This window comes from Streptomyces flavotricini (assembly GCF_020639365.1).
Classification (GTDB): Bacteria; Actinomycetota; Actinomycetes; order Streptomycetales; family Streptomycetaceae; genus Streptomyces; species Streptomyces flavotricini.
The window spans coordinates 7,553,762-7,571,531 of record NZ_JAINUL010000001.1; the positions used below are offsets into that span (position 1 = coordinate 7,553,762).

General features: G+C 75.4%; 17 protein-coding genes and 1 pseudogene. 8 read left to right on the forward strand and 10 right to left on the reverse strand.

Features of this window, described 5'->3' with window-relative positions; all coding sequences use genetic code 11:
* Positions 1 to 2: 2 nt before the first annotated feature.
* The 3 genes from K7B10_RS34565 to K7B10_RS34575 form a co-directional block, all read right to left on the reverse strand.
* Positions 3 to 2,864: a poly(A) polymerase gene (locus tag K7B10_RS34565; RefSeq protein ID WP_229342791.1), complete on the reverse strand. Its 2,862-nt coding sequence runs from the start codon at positions 2,862 to 2,864 to the stop codon at positions 3 to 5.
* Positions 2,864 to 4,717 (reverse strand): RNA ligase family protein, encoded by a 1,854-nt coding sequence (locus K7B10_RS34570; protein WP_229342792.1) that lies wholly within the window; start codon positions 4,715 to 4,717, stop codon positions 2,864 to 2,866. The genes K7B10_RS34565 and K7B10_RS34570 overlap by 1 nt, the downstream gene beginning before the upstream one ends.
* An 88-nt stretch (positions 4,718 to 4,805) precedes the next feature.
* Positions 4,806 to 5,465 carry a TIGR03086 family metal-binding protein gene (locus K7B10_RS34575; RefSeq protein WP_229342793.1) on the reverse strand — a complete coding sequence of 220 codons (660 nt, stop codon included), beginning with the start codon at positions 5,463 to 5,465 and terminating at the stop codon, positions 4,806 to 4,808.
* Positions 5,466 to 5,573: 108 nt separating this feature from the next.
* Here K7B10_RS34575 and K7B10_RS34580 point away from each other — a divergent pair, with 108 nt between their 5' ends.
* Positions 5,574 to 6,617 (forward strand): helix-turn-helix transcriptional regulator, encoded by a 1,044-nt coding sequence (locus K7B10_RS34580; RefSeq protein ID WP_229342794.1) that lies wholly within the window; start codon positions 5,574 to 5,576, stop codon positions 6,615 to 6,617.
* Here the strand turns inward: K7B10_RS34580 and K7B10_RS34585 are convergent.
* The 4 genes from K7B10_RS34585 to K7B10_RS34600 all read right to left on the reverse strand — a co-directional run bounded on the left by K7B10_RS34585 (position 6,601) and on the right by K7B10_RS34600 (position 10,087).
* Positions 6,601 to 7,254, reverse strand: a complete 654-nt coding sequence (locus K7B10_RS34585) for an NAD(P)-dependent oxidoreductase (RefSeq protein ID WP_229342795.1) — start codon at positions 7,252 to 7,254, stop codon at positions 6,601 to 6,603. The genes K7B10_RS34580 and K7B10_RS34585 overlap by 17 nt on opposite strands.
* A 277-nt stretch (positions 7,255 to 7,531) precedes the next feature.
* Positions 7,532 to 7,975 (reverse strand): hypothetical protein, encoded by a 444-nt coding sequence (locus tag K7B10_RS41015; RefSeq protein WP_267501531.1) that lies wholly within the window; start codon positions 7,973 to 7,975, stop codon positions 7,532 to 7,534.
* 79 nt (positions 7,976 to 8,054) lie between these two features.
* Positions 8,055 to 9,278, reverse strand: coding sequence for a DUF418 domain-containing protein (locus K7B10_RS34595; RefSeq protein ID WP_229342796.1), 1,224 nt, complete (start codon positions 9,276 to 9,278; stop codon positions 8,055 to 8,057).
* Entirely contained in the window at positions 9,275 to 10,087 is an 813-nt protein-coding gene (locus K7B10_RS34600) for a hypothetical protein (RefSeq protein ID WP_229342797.1), read from the reverse strand. The genes K7B10_RS34595 and K7B10_RS34600 overlap by 4 nt, the downstream gene beginning before the upstream one ends.
* A gap of 265 nt (positions 10,088 to 10,352) precedes the next feature.
* Here K7B10_RS34600 and K7B10_RS34605 point away from each other — a divergent pair, with 265 nt between their 5' ends.
* The 5 genes from K7B10_RS34605 (at position 10,353) to K7B10_RS34625 (ending at position 14,535) form a co-directional block, all read left to right on the forward strand.
* Complete coding sequence (locus K7B10_RS34605) at positions 10,353 to 11,366, forward strand: NUDIX domain-containing protein (RefSeq protein ID WP_229342798.1); 1,014 nt, start codon at positions 10,353 to 10,355, stop codon at positions 11,364 to 11,366.
* 112 nt (positions 11,367 to 11,478) lie between these two features.
* Complete coding sequence (locus K7B10_RS34610) at positions 11,479 to 12,213, forward strand: SDR family oxidoreductase (protein ID WP_229342799.1); 735 nt, start codon at positions 11,479 to 11,481, stop codon at positions 12,211 to 12,213.
* A 5-nt stretch (positions 12,214 to 12,218) separates the two neighbouring features.
* Positions 12,219 to 12,875: a GNAT family N-acetyltransferase gene (locus K7B10_RS34615; protein WP_229342800.1), complete on the forward strand. Its 657-nt coding sequence runs from the start codon at positions 12,219 to 12,221 to the stop codon at positions 12,873 to 12,875.
* 48 nt (positions 12,876 to 12,923) lie between these two features.
* Positions 12,924 to 13,418, forward strand: coding sequence for a hypothetical protein (locus K7B10_RS41020; protein WP_267501532.1), 495 nt, complete (start codon positions 12,924 to 12,926; stop codon positions 13,416 to 13,418).
* 169 nt (positions 13,419 to 13,587) lie between these two features.
* Positions 13,588 to 14,535 (forward strand): class I SAM-dependent methyltransferase, encoded by a 948-nt coding sequence (locus K7B10_RS34625; protein WP_229342801.1) that lies wholly within the window; start codon positions 13,588 to 13,590, stop codon positions 14,533 to 14,535.
* A gap of 120 nt (positions 14,536 to 14,655) precedes the next feature.
* Here the strand turns inward: K7B10_RS34625 and K7B10_RS34630 are convergent, their stop codons facing one another.
* Together K7B10_RS34630 and K7B10_RS41025 are read right to left on the reverse strand one after the other, a co-directional pair.
* On the reverse strand, positions 14,656 to 16,155 hold the full coding sequence (locus tag K7B10_RS34630; protein WP_229342802.1) for a DEAD/DEAH box helicase: 1,500 nt from the start codon (positions 16,153 to 16,155) through the stop codon (positions 14,656 to 14,658).
* 46 nt (positions 16,156 to 16,201) lie between these two features.
* On the reverse strand, positions 16,202 to 16,696 hold the full coding sequence (locus K7B10_RS41025; protein ID WP_308284661.1) for a MarR family winged helix-turn-helix transcriptional regulator: 495 nt from the start codon (positions 16,694 to 16,696) through the stop codon (positions 16,202 to 16,204).
* Positions 16,697 to 16,804: 108 nt separating this feature from the next.
* On the opposite strand from K7B10_RS41025, the gene K7B10_RS34645 reads away from it, so the two are divergent.
* Complete coding sequence (locus K7B10_RS34645) at positions 16,805 to 17,185, forward strand: HGxxPAAW family protein (RefSeq protein WP_229342803.1); 381 nt, start codon at positions 16,805 to 16,807, stop codon at positions 17,183 to 17,185.
* An 87-nt stretch (positions 17,186 to 17,272) separates the two neighbouring features.
* A complete protein-coding gene (locus K7B10_RS34650; RefSeq protein WP_030864884.1) occupies positions 17,273 to 17,479 on the forward strand; it encodes a cold-shock protein in 207 nt (68 codons plus the stop codon).
* 76 nt (positions 17,480 to 17,555) lie between these two features.
* On the opposite strand, the pseudogene K7B10_RS34655 reads toward K7B10_RS34650, so the two are convergent.
* Positions 17,556 to 17,770: pseudogene (locus K7B10_RS34655) on the reverse strand (hypothetical protein); the annotation flags it as partial.

Consider the following 17,770-nt stretch of genomic DNA (forward strand, 5'->3'; position numbering starts at 1 on the left):
GTTCACGAGAGGGCCGGTACCGCCCCGCACTCCGCCCAGGTGACCTCCACGCCCGGGAGGGCCGCCGCCCACGGGGCGCACAGCGCGGCCAGCCGGGCCGCGTCGGGCGGCGTGGCGCCGAGACCGATCGCGTACCGGGCCGCGGTGTCGCCGAGCTCGAACGGGCGCGGCCAGGCGTGCGTGCTCCCGACGCCTCCGGCCTCCAGGGCGCCGAGCAGGGCACGCATCCGTCCGCGCATCCGGCCCAGGGCCTCCTCGAACTCCTGGGGGCCGGCGCCCCGTACGGTGACCACCGCCCACGCCCCGTGCCGGCGGTGCAGCGGCGTCGGACCGGCCTGCGGGGACTCCCACGCCTCGTACAGCTCCCGCCCGAGCAGGTCGCGCAGGGCCGGACCGACCTGCGGCGTACAGCTGCGCACCGGCTCGGAGGGAGTCAGGACCGTGACCGGGTCGTACGGGCCCGGGCCGGGGGACGGGGACGGGCCGTGCAGGGCGATCGGGTCGCGCCAGTCCCAGGCGGCCCAGGTCCCGAAGAACTCCCGGAGCAGGGCCGCGGGGAGCAGGTCCGCGGCCTCGCGGACCGTACGTGCCGCCAGCACCGTCCAGGCCAGCCCCGGCAGTCCGCCGAACGGCGCCGAGTCCAGCCCCCGGGCGCGGGCCCACGCCTTGACCTCCCGGGCCAGCCGGGCGAACTCCGCATGCCGCTCGGCGCCGACGAAGTCCCGTACCGCATCGGCGTCGCTCACGGCGCTCAGCGCGATCGCGGCCGCCTCGCCGAGCTCCGCCCGGCGCTCCACCGCCCGCGCGGGATCGAGCGTGCCCGTGGCGACGACCACCAGGTCCACGTCCAGTCCGGAAGCCGCGCGCAGCCGCAGCCCAGGAACGCGCGCGCCGACGACCTCCCGCAGCCGCTCGGCCTCCGGAAGCGCCGCCGAGACCCGCTCCCGCACCTCCGCGATCCCGGCCGTGCCCGGCAGGGCCGCGACCAGGTCGAGGTCCGCCCCCGGCAGGGCGCAGCCCATACGACGGGATCCGGCGAGGTGCACCACGCCGTCGCCCAGCGCCCGCCCGATCCGGGCGGTGAGGGCCTCGGCCCCCCGCGTCGGCGCCGCCGGCCGGGATTCCGGCTCCGGCTCCGGCTCCGGCTCCGGCTCCGGCACCCAGCGCCAGGTGCCGGTGCCGAGTTCCACCGTCGCCCGTACCCGCATCGGCCCGTCCCCCCGCCGGGACAGCACCGCGAGCTCACCGACCCTCGCCGAGGTTCCTGCCCCGCTCCCGGTCCCGGTCCCGCCGAGCCGCGCGGCGATGTCCGCCAGCGCCCGCTGCGGATCCCGGCTGCGGCCCAGCGTCAGGTGCGGGGTGAAGCCCTCGCGCCCCCGGCATCCCGGGAACCGCTCCGCGAGCCCCCGCCGCAGCCGCTGCCACGGCTCGTCGCCGGCGGCGGCCGGGTCCAGCCACAGCGTGGCGTCCTCCCGGTGCCCGAAACTGTGCACCCCGGCCAGCCGTGCCGTGAACGGCGCCGTCCGCGCGGCGACTTCGGCCAGCAGTGGCAGCGCCGCCTCGAACGCGGACTCCGGTACGAAGCCGAACAGCAGGTTCACGTGCGCCGGCCAGCGGCGGACCGCCGGGTCGTGCGCGCGGCGCAGCTCCTCGACCGCCGGATCGTGCGGAGGCAGCCAGTCCACCGCCGTCCGCGCGGTCGCCGGTACGTCCAGCACCGCCCGCCCGTCGACCCGCTCGCCGAACTCCACCACCGCCTCCACCCCGAAGTGGTCGGAGATGAACAGCCCCTCCGGGCCCGGGGCGTTGCCGCGCAGCTCGGCCTCCCGCACCCGCGCCCCCGCCGAGCGCAGCAGGACCCGGTCCAGCCGGCCGGCCCGTCCCGACAGCGAACCCACCGCGGCCAGCGGATTGGCCACCGGATCGAAGGTCGGCGTGGTGTCCTGCGCCCCGTGCACCTCGCTCCAGGCGTCCCGCATGCCCAGCGCCGCAGCCGGCCCCTGCGGCCCGGACCGGCCGTCGTTGAAATCGCCGAGCAGCGCCGCGTCCGCGTCGAGGCCGCTCAATCCCTCCGCGATCCTGACCAGTTCGGCGCCGCGCCGCCCGGCACCGTTCTCCGTGTGATCGCTCGTCAAGTGGACCGATGCCACGACGAGCGGGCCGCTCGCGGTGTCCACCGCCACGGCCGCGACCGCCTTGTGCGGCCCGAGCAGGTGCAGCCCCGCCTCCCGTACGGGCAGCCGGCTCAGCACCAGCAGTCCGCTCCCGTCGACGTCCTTGCCGCGCGGATCGGTGCCCACCGTGTACGCGGCGCGCACCCACGGCTGCGCCATCAGCAGTTCGAGCAGGGCCGGTTCGACCTCCTGGAGGGCGATCACATCGGCGTCGGACGCCGCCAGGTCGGCCAGCAGCATCGGCCTGCGGCGGGCGGTGTCGATGCGCGGGGCGTCGTAGCGGTCCCACAGGGTGTTCCAGGTCAGCAGCCGTACGCGCCGCGGTCCCGGGCCGGGGTCCGGTGTCACGGATCCGGTCCGGGCCGGCCGCCAGGCACCGCCGTCCGCCGGATCCCACGCGTGCGGGGTCCGGGCGGTGAAGAACGGGGCGCGCAGCAGCCGCGGTTCACTGATCCGGCCGGCTTCGGTGGAGTCGATGCGGTCGAGGCCGCTCGCCCGGTCCCAGACGAGCTCGCCGTCGGCCTCGGCGAACAGCACCCGGTGCCAGGGGATGTCGCCGCCCGGCACGAAGGAGGGCAGCGGGACCCGCTTCGGCGGGGCCCCTCGCTGGTGCAGCCCGAACACGAAGCGCGCCGGATCGAAGCGGGGGTCCCAGCGGACCTGGTGGAAGAGCTCCTCACTCGTACGCATCAGCCGTCCTCGCCCACTGCCGCGGCCGCGGCCGTCGACGCCGTCCGTGTCGCCGTCCCGATGGACCCCGCCGTGTCCTCCACCGTCCCGCCCGCCCCGATGTACCGGATGCGGTGCGCGGCTCCCAGCCCGGGATACGGAGGGCTGAACCGGTGCAGCTGGGTGGCCAGTACCTCCGCCGGTACCGGATGGGGCCGTACGGCATTGCGCCGGACCAGCTCGGTCTCCTCGACCAGCACGACGGCCTGGGTGACGAGCGCGTCGCGGCGCCGCGCGACCGCACCGGCCAGGCCCCGCTGCTGCTCGGTGAGCGAGGTCGCGTCCCACACCACCGTGCCCCCGGTGTCCGCGGCGGCGGCCAGCGCGGCGTCCAGCCGGTCCAGGCCCTCCCGCAGCACGTCCGCGTTGGCCCGCTGGTCGGCGCGGGAACCCCGGGCGGCGCGCAGATCGTCCAGAGCGATGTACGCGGCCACGCCCGGCAGACTCCGGGCGTACGTGCTCTTCCCGCTGCCCGAGGGCCCGCACAGCTGCACCAGCCGGGGGAAGCGCCCGTCCCGCCACCGCCAGGTCGCGGCCACCGCCTCCCCGGCGGTGGAGACCCCGCCCCGCCCGAACGCCTCCCGGGCCTGTGCCCAGCAGCGGTCCGCCGCCTCCGCTCCGAGATCGCCGAGGGCGTCGCGCAGCCCGGTGCGCAGCGGACCCAGCGGATCGGGGCCGAGCAGCCCCGCCTCCTGCGCGTACAGCGCGGACCACTCGACGCACTCGAGCGCCTGCGGATCGCCCGCGGCCGTCGCCCCCGCCAGCGCGTGCAGCACCCCGAGGTCGGCGGCGAGGGCCATCCGGGCCAGACCGGCGCGCCGCCCCTCGTCCGGGAACGGCTGCTGCAGGTACGGGTGGAGCCCGACCAGATCGGCCACCCGCCGCGCGATCGGCATCCCGAGCGGCCCCGCCGCCAGCCGCGCCCCGATCCGGGCCCGCGGCGCGCGGTGCAGCAGGGCGGCCAGTACGCCGGCCAGCCGGGCCTCGCCGGTGCGCCCCGACGCGTCGAGCCGGCCCGCCACCTCGGCGACGACCGGCTCGACCCCGGCGAGGACCGGGCCGTCCTCCGCGAAGACCGGGTCGGCTCCCGAGACGACGGGCTCGGCTCCGCCGCCCGGCGCGGGCCGCGGGCCGAGCGCGGCCGCCAGCTGCGCCGCATCGGGCTCGGAACCCGAGCGCACCGCCCACAGCGGGGCCTGCGGACCCAGCCCGTTCGGCACGACCTGCGCGTACATCCAGTGCGTGTCGGTCTGGACGTGGCCGCCGCGCACCCACTTGGCGACGTAGCGCCCGAAGTCCGCCCGGGTGAAGGAGGCCACCGTCCGTACGACGTACCCCTCCTGCCGCGTGGTGTCGAGGCGCAGCCCGCGCAGCGCGCGCTCGTCGAAGGCGCCCCGCCAGAGCACGCGCGGGGTGGGCACCCCGAGGCCGTGCAGGAAGCTCACCGTCCGGTCCCAGTCCAGGCAGTGCTCGCCGTCCCACACCGAGAACCCGTAGAACCAGCTGTCGAGGTCCTCGTACGGGAGCGAGTGGCGCGCGTACAGGTTCTCCCCGCACACCCGCCACCCCGCCGGTATGCCGGCGCCGATCCGGCTCTGGAGGCCCTTGACCCAGGCGCGCGAGGGGTGGTGGCCGGAGTCGAGCGAGCGGGCGTGGAGGCCGTCCGCGTACAGGGTGGTGTTCTCCCCGTCGAGCTTCTCGGTGACCACGACCTCGCACCCGGCCGGCCCCCCGAACCGGGTGGCGCGCACGTCGTCCGCCGCCGCCCCGGGGGACCAGGGCAGGTGCGGGGTGCGGGGGTAGTGCGTGCGCATGACCGGCTCCTGCGATGACGACGGGGTTCGTCGTCACTCTAGGTATCCGGAGCCGGGTCATCCACCCAATAACCCCCGGACCGGGTCCTCAGGGGCGACGACCGGCCCAGGCCACCAGCCGGTCGATGGCCGGGGCGTCGGGATCCACGGTCACGACCTCGGCGAACGGGATCCGCCCGCCGCGGGTTTCGGCCGGCAGCGCACGACGTACGACGCCGATCACCCGCTCGATCAGGGCCGGGTCCCAGGCCGGGTGCTGCCCGGTCGCCCTCGCCAGGTCCCAGGTGTGCACGGTGAGTTCGTGGGTGTAGACGGCCGCGGCGGCCGCACCCGGCAGTTCGCCCATCGGAAGGCGCAGCCGCCGGCCCAGGATGCCCGGGTCCGACCACACCTCCGCGACCTCGCGGGCCCCCGGCTCCCAGGCGGCCGCCCAGGCGCCGTCGGCGAGCTCGTCGGCGAAGGACGGGACGCTGAACGGGTCCTCGCCCCGCCCGATCACCGAGATCCGGCGGACGACGGCGACGAGGTGGCTGGACAGCCGCCGTACGTCGAACTCCTCGCAGGGGGTGGGGGCGTCGTACTGCTCGGGCCGGACCGCGGCCAGCGTACGGCCCGCCAGCTCGACGGCCGCGGCGAGGTCGAGCCGCGGGTCGAAGGAGGCGACGGAGGTTTCGGCTGCGACGGAGGCGTCGGCGGTGTCGGCGCTGTCGGTGGAGGTGGTCTCGATGAGCTGCTCGGTCTGGTTCATGTGTTCATCCTGGAAGGAAAAGTGGCCACCTTGTGGCCAGTTTTCCGAAGAGAATGAAACGGAACGGCGACGACGACGCCGAAGCCGACGCGGGAGGTAAAGAGGCACATGAGAGCCGACCGGCTGGTGGCGACCCTGCTGTTCCTCCAGGAGCGGGGCCGCGTCACCGTCCCCGAAGTGGCCGCCGAACTGGAGGTGTCCGAGCGCACCGCGCGCCGGGATCTGGAGGCCCTGGCCGCGTCCGGCATCCCCGTCTACTCGCAGCGCGGCCGCGGCGGCGGATGGTCCCTCGTCGGCGGGGCCCGTACGAACCTCACCGGCCTGACCGCCGACGAGATCCGGGCGCTCTTCCTCGTCACCGGGCCCCTGGCGGCCACCCCCGAACTGCGCACCACCCTGCGCAAGCTGGTCCGCGCCCTGCCGCCCACCCTGCGTGCGGAGGCCGAGGCCGCCACCCGCGCCAAGGTCGTCGACGCCACCGACTGGTCCCGCAACGCCGTCACGGCCGATGCCGCCCACCGCTCGGCGCTCCAAGGCGCCGTCGTCGACGGGATCCGGGTGCGCCTCGGGTACGCGGGCGTCGGCAAACCGGCCGGCGAGCGTACGGTCGACCCGCTCGGGCTCGTCGCCAAGGCGGGAGTGGACTACCTGGTCGCCGGTACCGACAAGGGCCTGCGCACCTTCCGGCTCAGCCGGGTCACCTCCGTCCGCCCGACCGGCGAACCCGTGGTCCGCCCGCCCGGCTTCGACCTCGCCACGGCCTGGCGGACCCTGGCCGGCGCCTTCCAGGAAGGCATGTACGCGGTGACCGCGCGGGCCCGCGTCCACCCCGGCGCGCTCGCCCTGCTGCAACGGCTCCTGGGCGGCCGGGTCCGCGTCGGCGGTGCGCTGCCCGACGGCTGGACCGAGGTGTGGGTCGACGGCCCGGCCGCCAAGGCCCTGGCCGCCCACCTGGCCGGGCTGGGGGCGAGGGTCGAGGTCCTGGAGCCGCCGGAGGTACGGCAGTGGCTGGCCCGGCTCGGCGCCGAACTGACGGCGACCTACGCGGCGGATACGGGGGGCCCGGGGCCCGCTCTGCACGCACCGGACGCGCCGTACGCACGGGACGCACCGCCCGCACCGGACGCGCCCCCGGTCAGTAGCCGACGGTGAACCGCTTGCCCGCGTGCGCGTCGCGCTCGATCTCGTCGACCAGGGCCACGGCGTAGTCCTCGGCCGAAATGTGGCTGCCGCCGCCGTCCTCGTCGACGACCAGGTCGTCGAGGGCCAGCCGGTACGTGCCCCTCCGCTCGCCCGGCGCGATCTGCGCCGCGGGGCTCAGGCAGCTCCAGCGCACCTCCTCGACGGGCACGGTGCGCAGGAAGTCCAACGCCTCGCCGTGGGCGTGCATGAGCGCGCGGACCGGCTCCGGCACGCCCGCCGCGTCCCAGACCAGCTGTCCGCCGGGGGTGCGCAGCGAGCCCGCCCCGCCCACGACGATCACCCGGGGGCGCGGCTCGTCCGGGCCGAGCGTGCAGACGCCGCCGATCAGGGACTTGGCGGCGGTCACGAGGACGCCCGGGTCCCCGGAGCCGGGGCCGACGGCGCTGACGACCACGTCCCGGCCGCCGGCCACCTCGGCGACGGAGTGCGGGTCGAGGACGTCGCCGCGCACCACCTCGGCTCCGGAATCCGCGAGCTTCGCGGGGTCGCGGACGACCGCGGTGACCTGGTGGCCGCGGCCGAGTGCTTCGCGCAGCACGCGGGCTCCGATGGTGCCGGTCGCGCCGAACAGGGCGATCTTCGCCATGGCGACTCCCTGGGTGGTGGAGGCGGTACGGGCCTCACGTCGGACCCGTGCCGCCCATCCAAGCGAACCGGCCCCCCACCACCCGGCAGCCGGGCCGAGTCCACACGGATGATCCGCCCTTATCCGAAGGCCACCGAGATGTGACGTTCGCAGACGGTAATCCACGGCCCGGACCGCTCCGACAGGTCACGCCTCTGCACGCCGGTCCGCACCCGGTGCGGTCCTGGTCTCAGTCGACCGCATCACGGAGACCGCCCGGGCACCCCCGAGACACCCCCTAGCGGCACAGGGCGACGATGGACGGGGAGACCGTGCCCCTGGCCGCCTCGCACAGGGGTGCCATGTCGTACGTGCGCGGTGGCCCGGGCCGGGGTTTCGACTGTGCGGGCGGGCGCTTGCGGGGCTTCGGCGCCGGGGCGGGGCGTAGGGGCCGCACCGGCCGGGCCGGCGCGCGATCGCCGGCCCGGGGCCGGTCCTGCGCGGCCTGCGCCGCGGCCGGCGCCGGCCGCTCCGGCGCAGGGGCCGACGGGGTTTCCGACGCCGGGAGCCGCCCCAACGGCAGGGCCTCTACCACCGCCACCGGGCCCGCCGTCCGGTCCGCGGCCGGAGTCGTACGGGCCACCTCCGCGGGCCGGTCCGGCCGTACGGTCACGCAGCCGGAGGTCAGCGCCACCGCGGCGAGGATCAGGGGCAGGGGCAGAACCACCCGGCGCAACTGCATCCGCCCACCCTGCCGTACGCCGGCCGCTCCCACCTACGCACCGTCACACACACGGGTGACGGCACGCGGCGCACGCGGGTCACGCGGCCCGGCGGCCGCGGGTGGCCAGGCGGAGGAGGTGTTCCAGGGGGCCACGGCGCAGCGGGCTGTCCGCCCAGTGGAGTTGCCAGGCCCAGGCCACTGCCAGTGCCACACCGGCGAAGCCGGCCAGCGCACCCCAGGACGCGGCTCCGTGGGCCGGTCCGGCCAGGACCAGGGCGTGCAGGACGTACGCGCTGAGGGCCATCGCCCCGAGCGCGGCCAGCGGCCGCTGCAGCCGCGCTCCGGCCCGGCCGCGCGCGGCGAGCACGAAGAGCCCGATGAGGGCGCAGCCCACCCCCGCATTGCCGACGGTCTCCAGCGGCGTCTGGCTGTACGGGTCCGCCACCAGCAGCCACTCCCACGAGGTGCTCGGCACGGCGCCGAACTGCCCCCGCAGGACCTCCCGTACGGGATCGGCCGTCCCCAGGGCCTCCGGATGGCGGGCCGCGATCACGTCGAGCAGCCGTTCCCGGCCGCCGAGCACATGGGCGCCCACCCAGGCGGTGCCGTAGCCCGCGGCCGCAGCGGCCGCGCCCCAGACCGCCATCCGCCGGGCCGCCCGACGTTCGCGCAGATCGCACAGCCGGCCGAGGGCAAGCCCGACCAGGACGTAGGGGAAGTAGGTGGCCAGCGGATAGGCGCCGGTGAGCAGCAGCTCGCAGAGCCCCCGGGCCAGCCCCTCCCAGCCGGTCAGGGCGGTGAGTTCGGGGACCGCGCCGCGCCCGGAGGCCTCGTACCCGAACACCGGGCCGAGCAGGAAGGAGAGCAGCGGGCCCGCCGCCACGGAGACCCCGGCGACGGCGGTGAGCACCCGGGTGGACAGCCGGGTGAAGGGCTCGGCGGCGAGGAAGTAGACGGCGAAGAAGGCCAGGATGACCAGGATCCCCGGCCAGAGGGCGGCCAGCAGCAGGCCCAGCCCGGCCAGGATCGCGCAGCGGATCACCAGCGGGCGGTAGCGCCGTGCCCAGCCGTCCGGCTGCTCGGCGGGGGCGCGCCCGCGCTGCGCGAGGGCCAGCGAGAACCCGGCGAGGAGGGTGAACAGCGCCGGTGCCCGTCCGTCGGCCGCGACGATCAGGTATCCGGCGCCCTCCGGTCGCGGGCCCGGGCCGACATGCACGGCGAACATCCCGAGGACGGCCAGCCCGCGGACGGCATCGACGGCGGCGAGCCTCCCGCCGCCGCCCGCCCAGAGCCCGGTTCCCGCGGTCCGCGTCCCCGTCATCCGCAGGTGACGCTGTCGCGCGGCGTGTACCGGGTCTTCATCATCTCCCGCTCGACCTCCTGGCCGCCCTGCACGAACACGCGGTCGACGGCGACGTCGAACCCTTCCAGCGGGGACTGAGGTTCGTACTCGGGCCCGGTGTCGGTACGGGTGGCCGGCTGCTTGACATGCGTCCGGGGGGCCGCGCGTACCTCCTCGGCGACGGTGACCCGGCGCGAGCCGTCGGGCCGGCGCTTCGCCTCGACCGGGCGGGTGACCGGGGGCACCGGCTTGACCTTGCCCTTCTCGAAGGTGACGGTGCCTTCGCTGACCTCCTGCCCGGTCCTCCCGCCGATGCCGTCGAGGGCGGAACGGGCCGTCTTCTCGTCGAGGCGGACCACCGGGCGGGCGTCGGGGTCGCCGAAGGAGGGGAGCCGGCCGATCACGCTGACCGGGTCCGAGCCGGAGCGGGCGGCCCGGCCGACCGTGACGGCGGTGTCCAACGACAGCCCGAGAGCGGCCGGTTCGGCCCGCTCGGTGCGCTCGCCGATGCGCAGCCCGAGCGGGGCCGCGGTGGCCGGGCCGAGCTCCGCGTCCAGGCGCCGGCCGGCTTCGGTCCGGCTGAGCCCGCCGATGCCGATTCCACGGACCTTGGTGACGGACGCGATCTCCTCTCCGGCCGGGAGCGGACCGGCGGCGTACAGCCCGCCGAAGCCGAGGGCCGCGGCTCCGCCGGCCGCGCCCGCGACGGCGGGCGCGCTCCACCGCCGGGCGGGGGCGGCCCTGTCGGCCCCGCCCACACCCGTGGCCGTACGGGAACCGCGTCGCATCCTTCTGCCTCTCCTCGATGGTCCGGTGGGGCCCGGGGCAGGTCCCGGGACGGGTTCGGGGCGGGCCCGGTGACGTGGTCGGACCGGCGGTTTTCAAGCCGCCAGTCCGCGCGACGAACGTACCAACGAGGAGGTAACAAGGTAATAAAGAGGTATAGGGGTGGCAAAGCGGCGGTCAGTGATCGGAGTGCTTCGACGGCGTAACCCCCGGGCCGTCAGGGCTGTTGCACAGGCCGAGGGTCCCACCACGGTGAACGGAGTGCCGATGCCGCAGCTGACCGACGAGGCCTTGACCGAAGACGAGGGCGGCGGGCCGGGTACGTGGATGACCCCGCAGGAGTACGGGGCTTCGCGGGCCGCGCTCTGGACCGGAGCCGTCGTCCTGGTCACCGACACCGACGGCCGGGTCCTCGTGCAGAGCGTCGACTACCGCCCCGACCGGCTGCTGCCCGGCGGCGCCGTGGACGCGGGAGAGGCCCCGGCCGCCGCCGCGGCCCGGGAAGTACGGGAGGAGCTCGGCGTGGACGGCCGCTACCCGCGCGGACTCGCGGTGGACTGGATCCCGGCCGACACCCCCGGCATCCCGCCCGAGATGGGCTTTCCGGGGGAGATCCTGCACGTGTACGACGGCGGCACGTGGACCCCGGACCGGATCGACGAGATCTGCCTCCCGGCGCAGGAGGTCACCGGCATCCACTTCGCCGAACCGGCCGACCTGCCCGCCCTGATGGACCCCGGCGACGCCCGCCGCGCCCTGTCGGCGCTGCGCGCCCGCATCAACGGCGGCGGTCCGGCCCTGCTGGAGGACGGCCGCCCCACCCTGCCGACCGCCCTGGACCGGCTCGGGGTCCTGCGTGCCCGCCGCACCCCGCTCCACGGCACCTGGCACCCCGGCCCGGTACCGGCGGGCCCGCCCGTACGGGAGCCCTCGGCCTGGCTGTTCGCGCCCGACGGCCGGGTCCTGCTCCTGGTCTCCCGCGCCACCGGCGCCGTACGCCTCCCGCCCCCGACGGCGGACTCCGCCCCGCTCGGCTACCGCCACGCCGACGGGGCGGCCCATCCCCGGACGGCGGGCCGCCTGCCCTCACCGGCCCCGGCCGCGGACCCGGCGTACGCGCGCCTGCTGGCCACCCCGGAGCAGGTCCGCGAGCTCGCGGACTGGGGCCCGGCCGGCCATGCCGAACTCGCCGCGGTCCACGAGGCCCGCACCCGCCTGCGCATCCCGCCCCCGCCGCGCACCCCCCTCACCGAACTCCCGGAGGAGGGCTCCGGCCGCTGACCGGGCAGGAGCCGGGCCGTGCCCCCGGTTCGAGCACGCCGCCCCGCCGAACGGGCGCACGGCCCGGCTGCGATCATGTGCGTGTGCCGACCACGGAATCCGGAGCGTAGCCATGGGGCTTGAACACCACCGCGTCGTCATCACCGCCGGCGGGCGGGACTTCGGGCGGACCCTCGCCCTTCGGTTCGCCGCCCGGGGCGCGGAGGTCCACCTCTGCGCGCGCAGCCTCGAAGCGGCCGCACGCGTCCGCGACGAGATCCTCGCGCAGGGCCACGGGGCCGACCGGGTCCACGCGTACGCCTGCGACCTCGCGGACCCCGCCTCCGTACGGGAGTTCGCGGCCGCGGTGGCCGCCCGCACCGACCGCGTCGACGTGCTCCTCAACAACGGCTCCCGCTACCAGCACGGTCCGGACCTGCTCTCCGCCTCCGACGAGGACGTCGTCGACACCCTCGCCTCCGGCGCCACCGGCACCGTCCTCGTCGCCAAGGCCTTCCTCCCGCTGCTCCTGAACTCCGACAAGCCCGACATCGTGACGATGGTCTCCGCCTGCGGTGAGAGCGGCCACCACCGCTCCGACGCGCACGACGCCTTCTACGCCGCCAAATCCGCCCAGGCAGGTTTCACCGAGATCCTCTCCCGCCGGCTGCGCCAACACGGAGTCCGCGTCATCTCCCTCTACCCACCGGACTTCGACAACCACGACCCGCTGTCCCCGGAATGGGAGGGCGCCCCGCGCACGGCGAAGGACCCGCTGACCGCCCAGTCGCTGGTGGACTGCGTCTTCTTCGCCGTCGGCCAGCCCCGGGACTGCTTCATCAAGTCCTTCCACTTCGAGCAGGTCTGACGGGCATGGGACGCACGCCCGACGCGCTCGGGGAGATCCTGGCCGCGGCGGCCGCCGGGCAGTTCCCGCCGGCCGACGGCGGGACGACGGTGGTGCCCCAGCCGAGTCCGCGTGACGCGGGCGTCATCGCCTTCACCGCGCACTCCGTCGTCTTCACCGACGAGGACCCGCGGTGGGTGCGCTCCGCCCTCGCCGCCCTCGCGTGCGACGCCCTCGCCGCGACCATGCACCCCCGGTTCCTCGCCGCCCTGCTGGACCGCACCGGCCGCACCACCGACACCGTCGACCTGCTCACCGTCGCCGGACCGCTGCCCGGCGGCCCGCCGCTGGAGCTGCGCGAGGTCGACGACCCCGACCACCCCCGGGTGCGGCGGGCCCTGCGCCGCCGCGACGACGTACGGGTCTGGGCCGCGGACGGCGGAGTGCTCGTACTCGGCCGCGGTGTCGCGGGCCGCTGGGAGACGGCGATCGAGGTGGACGAGGAGGTCCGCCACCGTGGCCTGGGCCGCGACCTGGCCCGCGCGGCCCGCCACCTCGTCCCCGACGGGGAGCCGGTCTGGTCCCAGCAGGCCGCGGGCAATGCCCGCAGCATCCGGGCCTTCCAGGCCGCCGGGTTCCGTCCGGTCGGTTCGGAGGCACTGCTGCTGGCGCCCCCGGGCTGAGGCACCCCTGGGCGTCGGGGGTCCACCGGGGTCGTGTGGAATGGGTGCATGGGGAGAAGCGAGAACCACATACGGGCCGAGGCCACGGCCACCGTGCCCGAGCACTGGCGCTACGCCCGCCACCTCGAGGCCCTGGCCGCCGCGGCCCTCGGGGCGGGCGAGGCCGAGGCCGTGGCCGCCGTACTGCGCGACCGCGACCCGGTGATGGCCGAGAGCGCGGTGGTCACCCACCTCGACCGCCGCGCCGCCCAACTGCTGGCCGACGCGCGCTTCCCCGGCTGGGCCCGCGCCATGGGCACCGCGATCGGCGCCCGTGCCTTCCCGGCCCGCCGGCTGCGCGAATGGACCCTGCTCAAGGCCATCGCCGACGGAGAGCCGTGGTCCCCGGCCGAGCTCACCGCCGCCTCCGACTGGTGCCAGCGCACCGCCGCCCAGTCGCTGAGCTCGTACGAGGCCCTCGACCAGCTCGCCGCCACGGCCCGAACCCACCGCGTGCGCAGCGCCGCCGCCGCGCGCCTGCGGCGCCGGAACGTCACGGGCTGAGTCCGCCGGAAGAAAGGGCCGATAAGGAGCAAGACGGGAAATCGGCGGCAGCGGTTCTATCCGCTCCGCACAAGAGTCTCGTCACACGGGCGTTCGGGGGTTTAAGGTCTGCCTACCTGGCCGGGTATCAGCGTTGATTCCGATGCCGTTCCACTGGAGGCTGCTCTCCGTGTCGCACGTTTCCCAAGCTCCCGTCACCACCCCCGACGGCGAGCCGGCCCCGCCCGCACCCACCGCTTACGACCAGGTCAACGGTTGGTTCTCGGGCTATGACCAGGTGCTCTTCGACTGGTTCCTGACCCGCCGCAGGGGCGCGGAGGAGAAGCCGGGAGATCTTCTCGAGCTCGGCGCGTTCATGGGGAAGAGCGCGATCTTCCTCGGGGGGTACCTGGGGGAGGGCGAGGAGTTCACGGTCTGTGACCTCTTCGACTCGCCCGCGCCGGACGACTCCAATCTCGCCGAGATGCAGGACTCGTACCCCACGCTGACCCGCCGCGGCTTCGAGACCAACTACCTGGCCTTCCGTGAGGAGCTCCCCACGATCATCCAGGCGCCGACCTTCGTCGTCGCCGACCGGGTGCGCCCGGCCAGCTGCCGGTTCATCCACATCGACGCCTCACACCTCTACGAGCACGTCGTCCAGGACATAGCCTCCTCGCGCGTCGTGGCGGCCCCGGGCGCCGTCGTCGTCTTCGACGACTACCGCTCCGAGCACTGCCCCGGCGTCGCCGCCGCGGTCTGGGCCGCGGTGGCCACCGGCGAGCTGCACCTCATCTGCGTCTCGGCCTCGAAGCTGTACGCGACCTGGGACGATGCGGCGCCGTACCAGGCGGAGCTGCTCACCTGGCTGGAGGGCCGCGAGGACCTGTGGCACGGAGTCGACCTGGTGGCGGGCCAGTCGCTGGTCCGCATCGGTGACGAGGGGTCCGTACCGCCGGAGCCGCCGAAGCCGCTGCGTCCGGCGCCCGAGCCCGTCGCGGCGCCCGTGCCGCCGCCGGGGCACCAGCCCGGACCCCGCCCGCGGGCCGGGACCGCCTGGCGCAGGCTGGCCAAGGACCTGCTCCCGCCGGTGGTCACCCGCGCGATCGTGGCCTGGCGGCGCCGCCGCCGCGGCTGACCGCGACGCGGCCCGCCCGCGGACACGCGTACGCCGGACACGCGCCGGACACGCATACGGTGCCGGTCCCCGCGTCGGGGGCCGGCACCGTACACGTCGAGGTGGCACCGGGCGGTGACGTCAGCCGCCCTTGCGGACCCGGGCCGCGCGCCGCGCCTCGGCCAGCTTGCGCGCCTCCGAGGTCTTGCGGGATTCCTTGCCCGCCCCCGGCCGGCCCGGACGCGTGCCGATCCCGCGGAAGCCGAGGTCCGTGCCCGAGGGGCGGCCCTTGGCGTCCGTCGGCTCGGCGCCCGCCAGCGGCACCCCGGACGGGGCCTTGGCCCCGGTGATCCGGCTCAGCGCGGCCTCGCCGGAGCGGACCTGGGTGATGGTCGGCCGGATCTTGGCCTCGGCCATCAGCCGGACCATGTCCCGGCGCTGGTTCGGGGTGACCAGGGTGACGACCTTGCCGGACTCGCCCGCGCGGGCGGTACGGCCGCCCCGGTGCAGGTAGTCCTTGTGGTCGGCCGGCGGGTCCACGTTCACGACGAGGTCCAGGTCGTCGATGTGGATGCCGCGCGCGGCGACGTTCGTCGCGACGAGGACCGCCACGGCCCCGGTCTTGAACTGCGCGAGCGTGCGCGTGCGCTGCGGCTGCGACTTGCCGCTGTGCAGCCCCTCCGCCCGTACGCCCATGGCCCGCAGGTGCTTCACGAACTGGTCCACGCCGTGCTTGGTGTCCAGGAACATCAGCACCCGGCCCTCGCGCGCCGCGATCTCGGTGGCGGCCGAGTACTTGTCCGCCGAGTGGATGTGCAGCACGTGGTGGTCCATCGTGCTCACCGAGGCCGCCGACGGGTCCACGGTGTGGGAGACCGGGTCCTTCAGGTAGCTGCGCACGAGCTGGTCCACATTGCGGTCCAGGGTGGCCGAGAACAGCATCCGCTGCCCGGCGTGGTGCACCTGGTCCAGGATCTCGGTGACCTGCGGCATGAAGCCCATGTCGCACATCTGGTCGGCCTCGTCGAGGACGGTGATCTTCACCCGTTCCAGGTGGACGTCGCGCCGCCCGATCAGGTCGCTCAGGCGCCCGGGGGTGGCCACGACGACCTCGGCGCCGGTGCGCAGCGCGCCCACCTGCCTGCCGATCGACAGCCCGCCGACCACGGTGGCCATCCGCAGGTCCAGGGCCTGGGCGTACGGAGTCAGCGCCTCGGTCACCTGCTGCGCCAGCTCGCGCGTCGGCACGAGGACCAGGGCGAGCGGGCGCTTCGGGTCGGCCTTGAGGCCGGCGGTGCGCGCCAGCAGGGCCAGGCCGAAGGCCAGGGTCTTGCCGGAGCCGGTCCGGCCGCGGCCGAGGATGTCCCGGCCGGCCAGGGAGTTGGGGAGCGTCGCCGCCTGGATCGGGAACGGCTGCGTCACCCCCAGGTCGGTCATCGTCTTCACCAGCTCACGGGGCAGGTCGAGCTCGGAGAAGGCCTCCACCGGCGGCAGCGCCGGCTCGACCGTCCTGGGTATCGCGAACTCGCCCCGCAGGGGAGCCGTCCGGGGGGTCTTGCCGCCCGACTTCGCACCGCCCTTGGGGCCTGCCTTGGCTCCGGCCTTGATGCCGAAGCGCCCGTGAACCGACGGGTTCTTCATGCAGAACCTTCCGTGAGACGTGAAAAGGGTGATTTTACCATCGGGGCTAAGGGGTGACGGGGCCGAGCTTCCCGGACCGCACCTCGGCGAGATGGGCGGTCATCTCGACCGTCGCCCGCGCGAACCAGTCGGCGATCACGGCGACCTCGTCGGGGGAGTACTGCGCGAACACCGCGCCGAGGCGGGCGTAGAAGGGCTCGTACACGGCGAAGACGCGCGCGGCGGCCGCCGGATCGGCCACGACGCGCACCCGGCGCCGGTCCGCGGGGTCCGGCTGCCGGCGGGCGTATCCGGCCCGCTCCAGGCGGTTGAGCACCCCGGTCACGGCACCGGTGGTCAGGTTCGTCAGCTCCGCGAGGTCACCGGCGCCCAGCGGGGAGTCCCCGGCGCCCAGGATGTGGCCCAGGCAGGTCAGGTCGGTGACGTTCAGCCCCAGCAGCTGCGCGACTTCCTGCTGGCCGATGAGGCCCAGCGCGACGTACCGGTCCATGCGCGACAGCGCCTCCTGGGCCGTGGCCGGGGGGCGGGACTTGCCCTGCACGCACATACTCCTTAGTGTCTAAGTAACTTAGCTCGTGAGATGCTTATCTTGTTCACTAAGGCATCTCGCCTTTCGAGCCTACTGCCGCCCGTACGTCCGGAGGGAATCATGAGCGCGCACGGAGACGTCGACATGGGCCACACGGTCGCCGGCTGGACCGGCACCGCCCTGGCCCTGCTGGGCTGTACCGGAGCCGGGGCCGCCCTGTGCGCGGCCTGGGCCCCCGGCATCTGGCTCGGCCTCGGCCTCGTCGCGGTGGCCGGAGCCGTCACCTGGGTCCTGCACCTCGCCGGCTGGGGCAAGCCCAGCGGCCCCCGCCCCCGCGCCGACTGGGACTGGCGCACCAGGGACGCCGCCGCGCTGACCGGCCACGCGGACTGTCTGGGCTGCCGGGTGGGCGGGCCGCGCCGGGCGGCGGCGGCCCGCCGGCCCCGACCCGCCGAATTGGCCGGTCAGGAGTTCGAGGCAGCCCCGATCGGCCGCGCCTGAGGTGTGCTCGGTGTGACGTGCGGGCAGGATGGAACCGGCTGCACCGCACGTGCGGCCCGCGTGGAACGTTGAGAAGGATCAGTACTGATGGCAACAGGCACCGTGAAGTGGTTCAACTCGGAGAAGGGGTTCGGCTTCATCCAGCAGGACGACGGCGGCCCCGACGTGTTCGTGCACTTCTCCGCCATCCAGACCACCGGCTTCAAGGAGCTGGCGGAAGGCGCGTCGGTCGAGTTCGACGTCACTCAGGGCCCCAAGGGTCCGCAGGCGGAAAACGTGGTCCCGCTTCGGTGAAGCCACTGTGACGCCACTTCACGAGCCCAGCCCGTGACATGAGCCCCGCCGGTCCGTCCGGCGGGGCTCATGGCCGTCACGGGGCGGCCGCGGAGACCCCTGCGGGGGACCGGGAGCCCGCGCGGTGCAGGGCCAGCAGCAGCGGCCAGAGGTGGTCCGCCAGCTCGGCCGGGGAGCCCGGGACGCTGTCGTGCAGCCAGTCGGCGAGGATCCCGGTGAAGGTGGCGGCCACCGCCGAGGCGACCAGGTCGGCGTGCGGCGCGCCGGCCGCCGCGCGCTCGGCGCGGGCCC

Bases quoted from the DNA above. Each gene is read 5' to 3' on its own strand.
- K7B10_RS34565 (WP_229342791.1), bottom strand. From the start codon at position 2,864: ATGCGTACGAGTGAGGAGCTCTTCCACCAGGTCCGCTGGGACCCCCGC.
- K7B10_RS34570 (WP_229342792.1), bottom strand. From the start codon at position 4,717: ATGCGCACGCACTACCCCCGCACCCCGCACCTGCCCTGGTCCCCCGGG.
- K7B10_RS34575 (WP_229342793.1), bottom strand. From the start codon at position 5,465: ATGAACCAGACCGAGCAGCTCATCGAGACCACCTCCACCGACAGCGCC.
- K7B10_RS34580 (WP_229342794.1), top strand. From the start codon at position 5,574: ATGAGAGCCGACCGGCTGGTGGCGACCCTGCTGTTCCTCCAGGAGCGG.
- K7B10_RS34585 (WP_229342795.1), bottom strand. From the start codon at position 7,254: ATGGCGAAGATCGCCCTGTTCGGCGCGACCGGCACCATCGGAGCCCGC.
- K7B10_RS41015 (WP_267501531.1), bottom strand. From the start codon at position 7,975: ATGCAGTTGCGCCGGGTGGTTCTGCCCCTGCCCCTGATCCTCGCCGCG.
- K7B10_RS34595 (WP_229342796.1), bottom strand. From the start codon at position 9,278: ATGACGGGGACGCGGACCGCGGGAACCGGGCTCTGGGCGGGCGGCGGC.
- K7B10_RS34600 (WP_229342797.1), bottom strand. From the start codon at position 10,087: ATGCGACGCGGTTCCCGTACGGCCACGGGTGTGGGCGGGGCCGACAGG.
- K7B10_RS34605 (WP_229342798.1), top strand. From the start codon at position 10,353: ATGCCGCAGCTGACCGACGAGGCCTTGACCGAAGACGAGGGCGGCGGG.
- K7B10_RS34610 (WP_229342799.1), top strand. From the start codon at position 11,479: ATGGGGCTTGAACACCACCGCGTCGTCATCACCGCCGGCGGGCGGGAC.
- K7B10_RS34615 (WP_229342800.1), top strand. From the start codon at position 12,219: ATGGGACGCACGCCCGACGCGCTCGGGGAGATCCTGGCCGCGGCGGCC.
- K7B10_RS41020 (WP_267501532.1), top strand. From the start codon at position 12,924: ATGGGGAGAAGCGAGAACCACATACGGGCCGAGGCCACGGCCACCGTG.
- K7B10_RS34630 (WP_229342802.1), bottom strand. From the start codon at position 16,155: ATGAAGAACCCGTCGGTTCACGGGCGCTTCGGCATCAAGGCCGGAGCC.
- K7B10_RS34645 (WP_229342803.1), top strand. From the start codon at position 16,805: ATGAGCGCGCACGGAGACGTCGACATGGGCCACACGGTCGCCGGCTGG.
- K7B10_RS34650 (WP_030864884.1), top strand. From the start codon at position 17,273: ATGGCAACAGGCACCGTGAAGTGGTTCAACTCGGAGAAGGGGTTCGGC.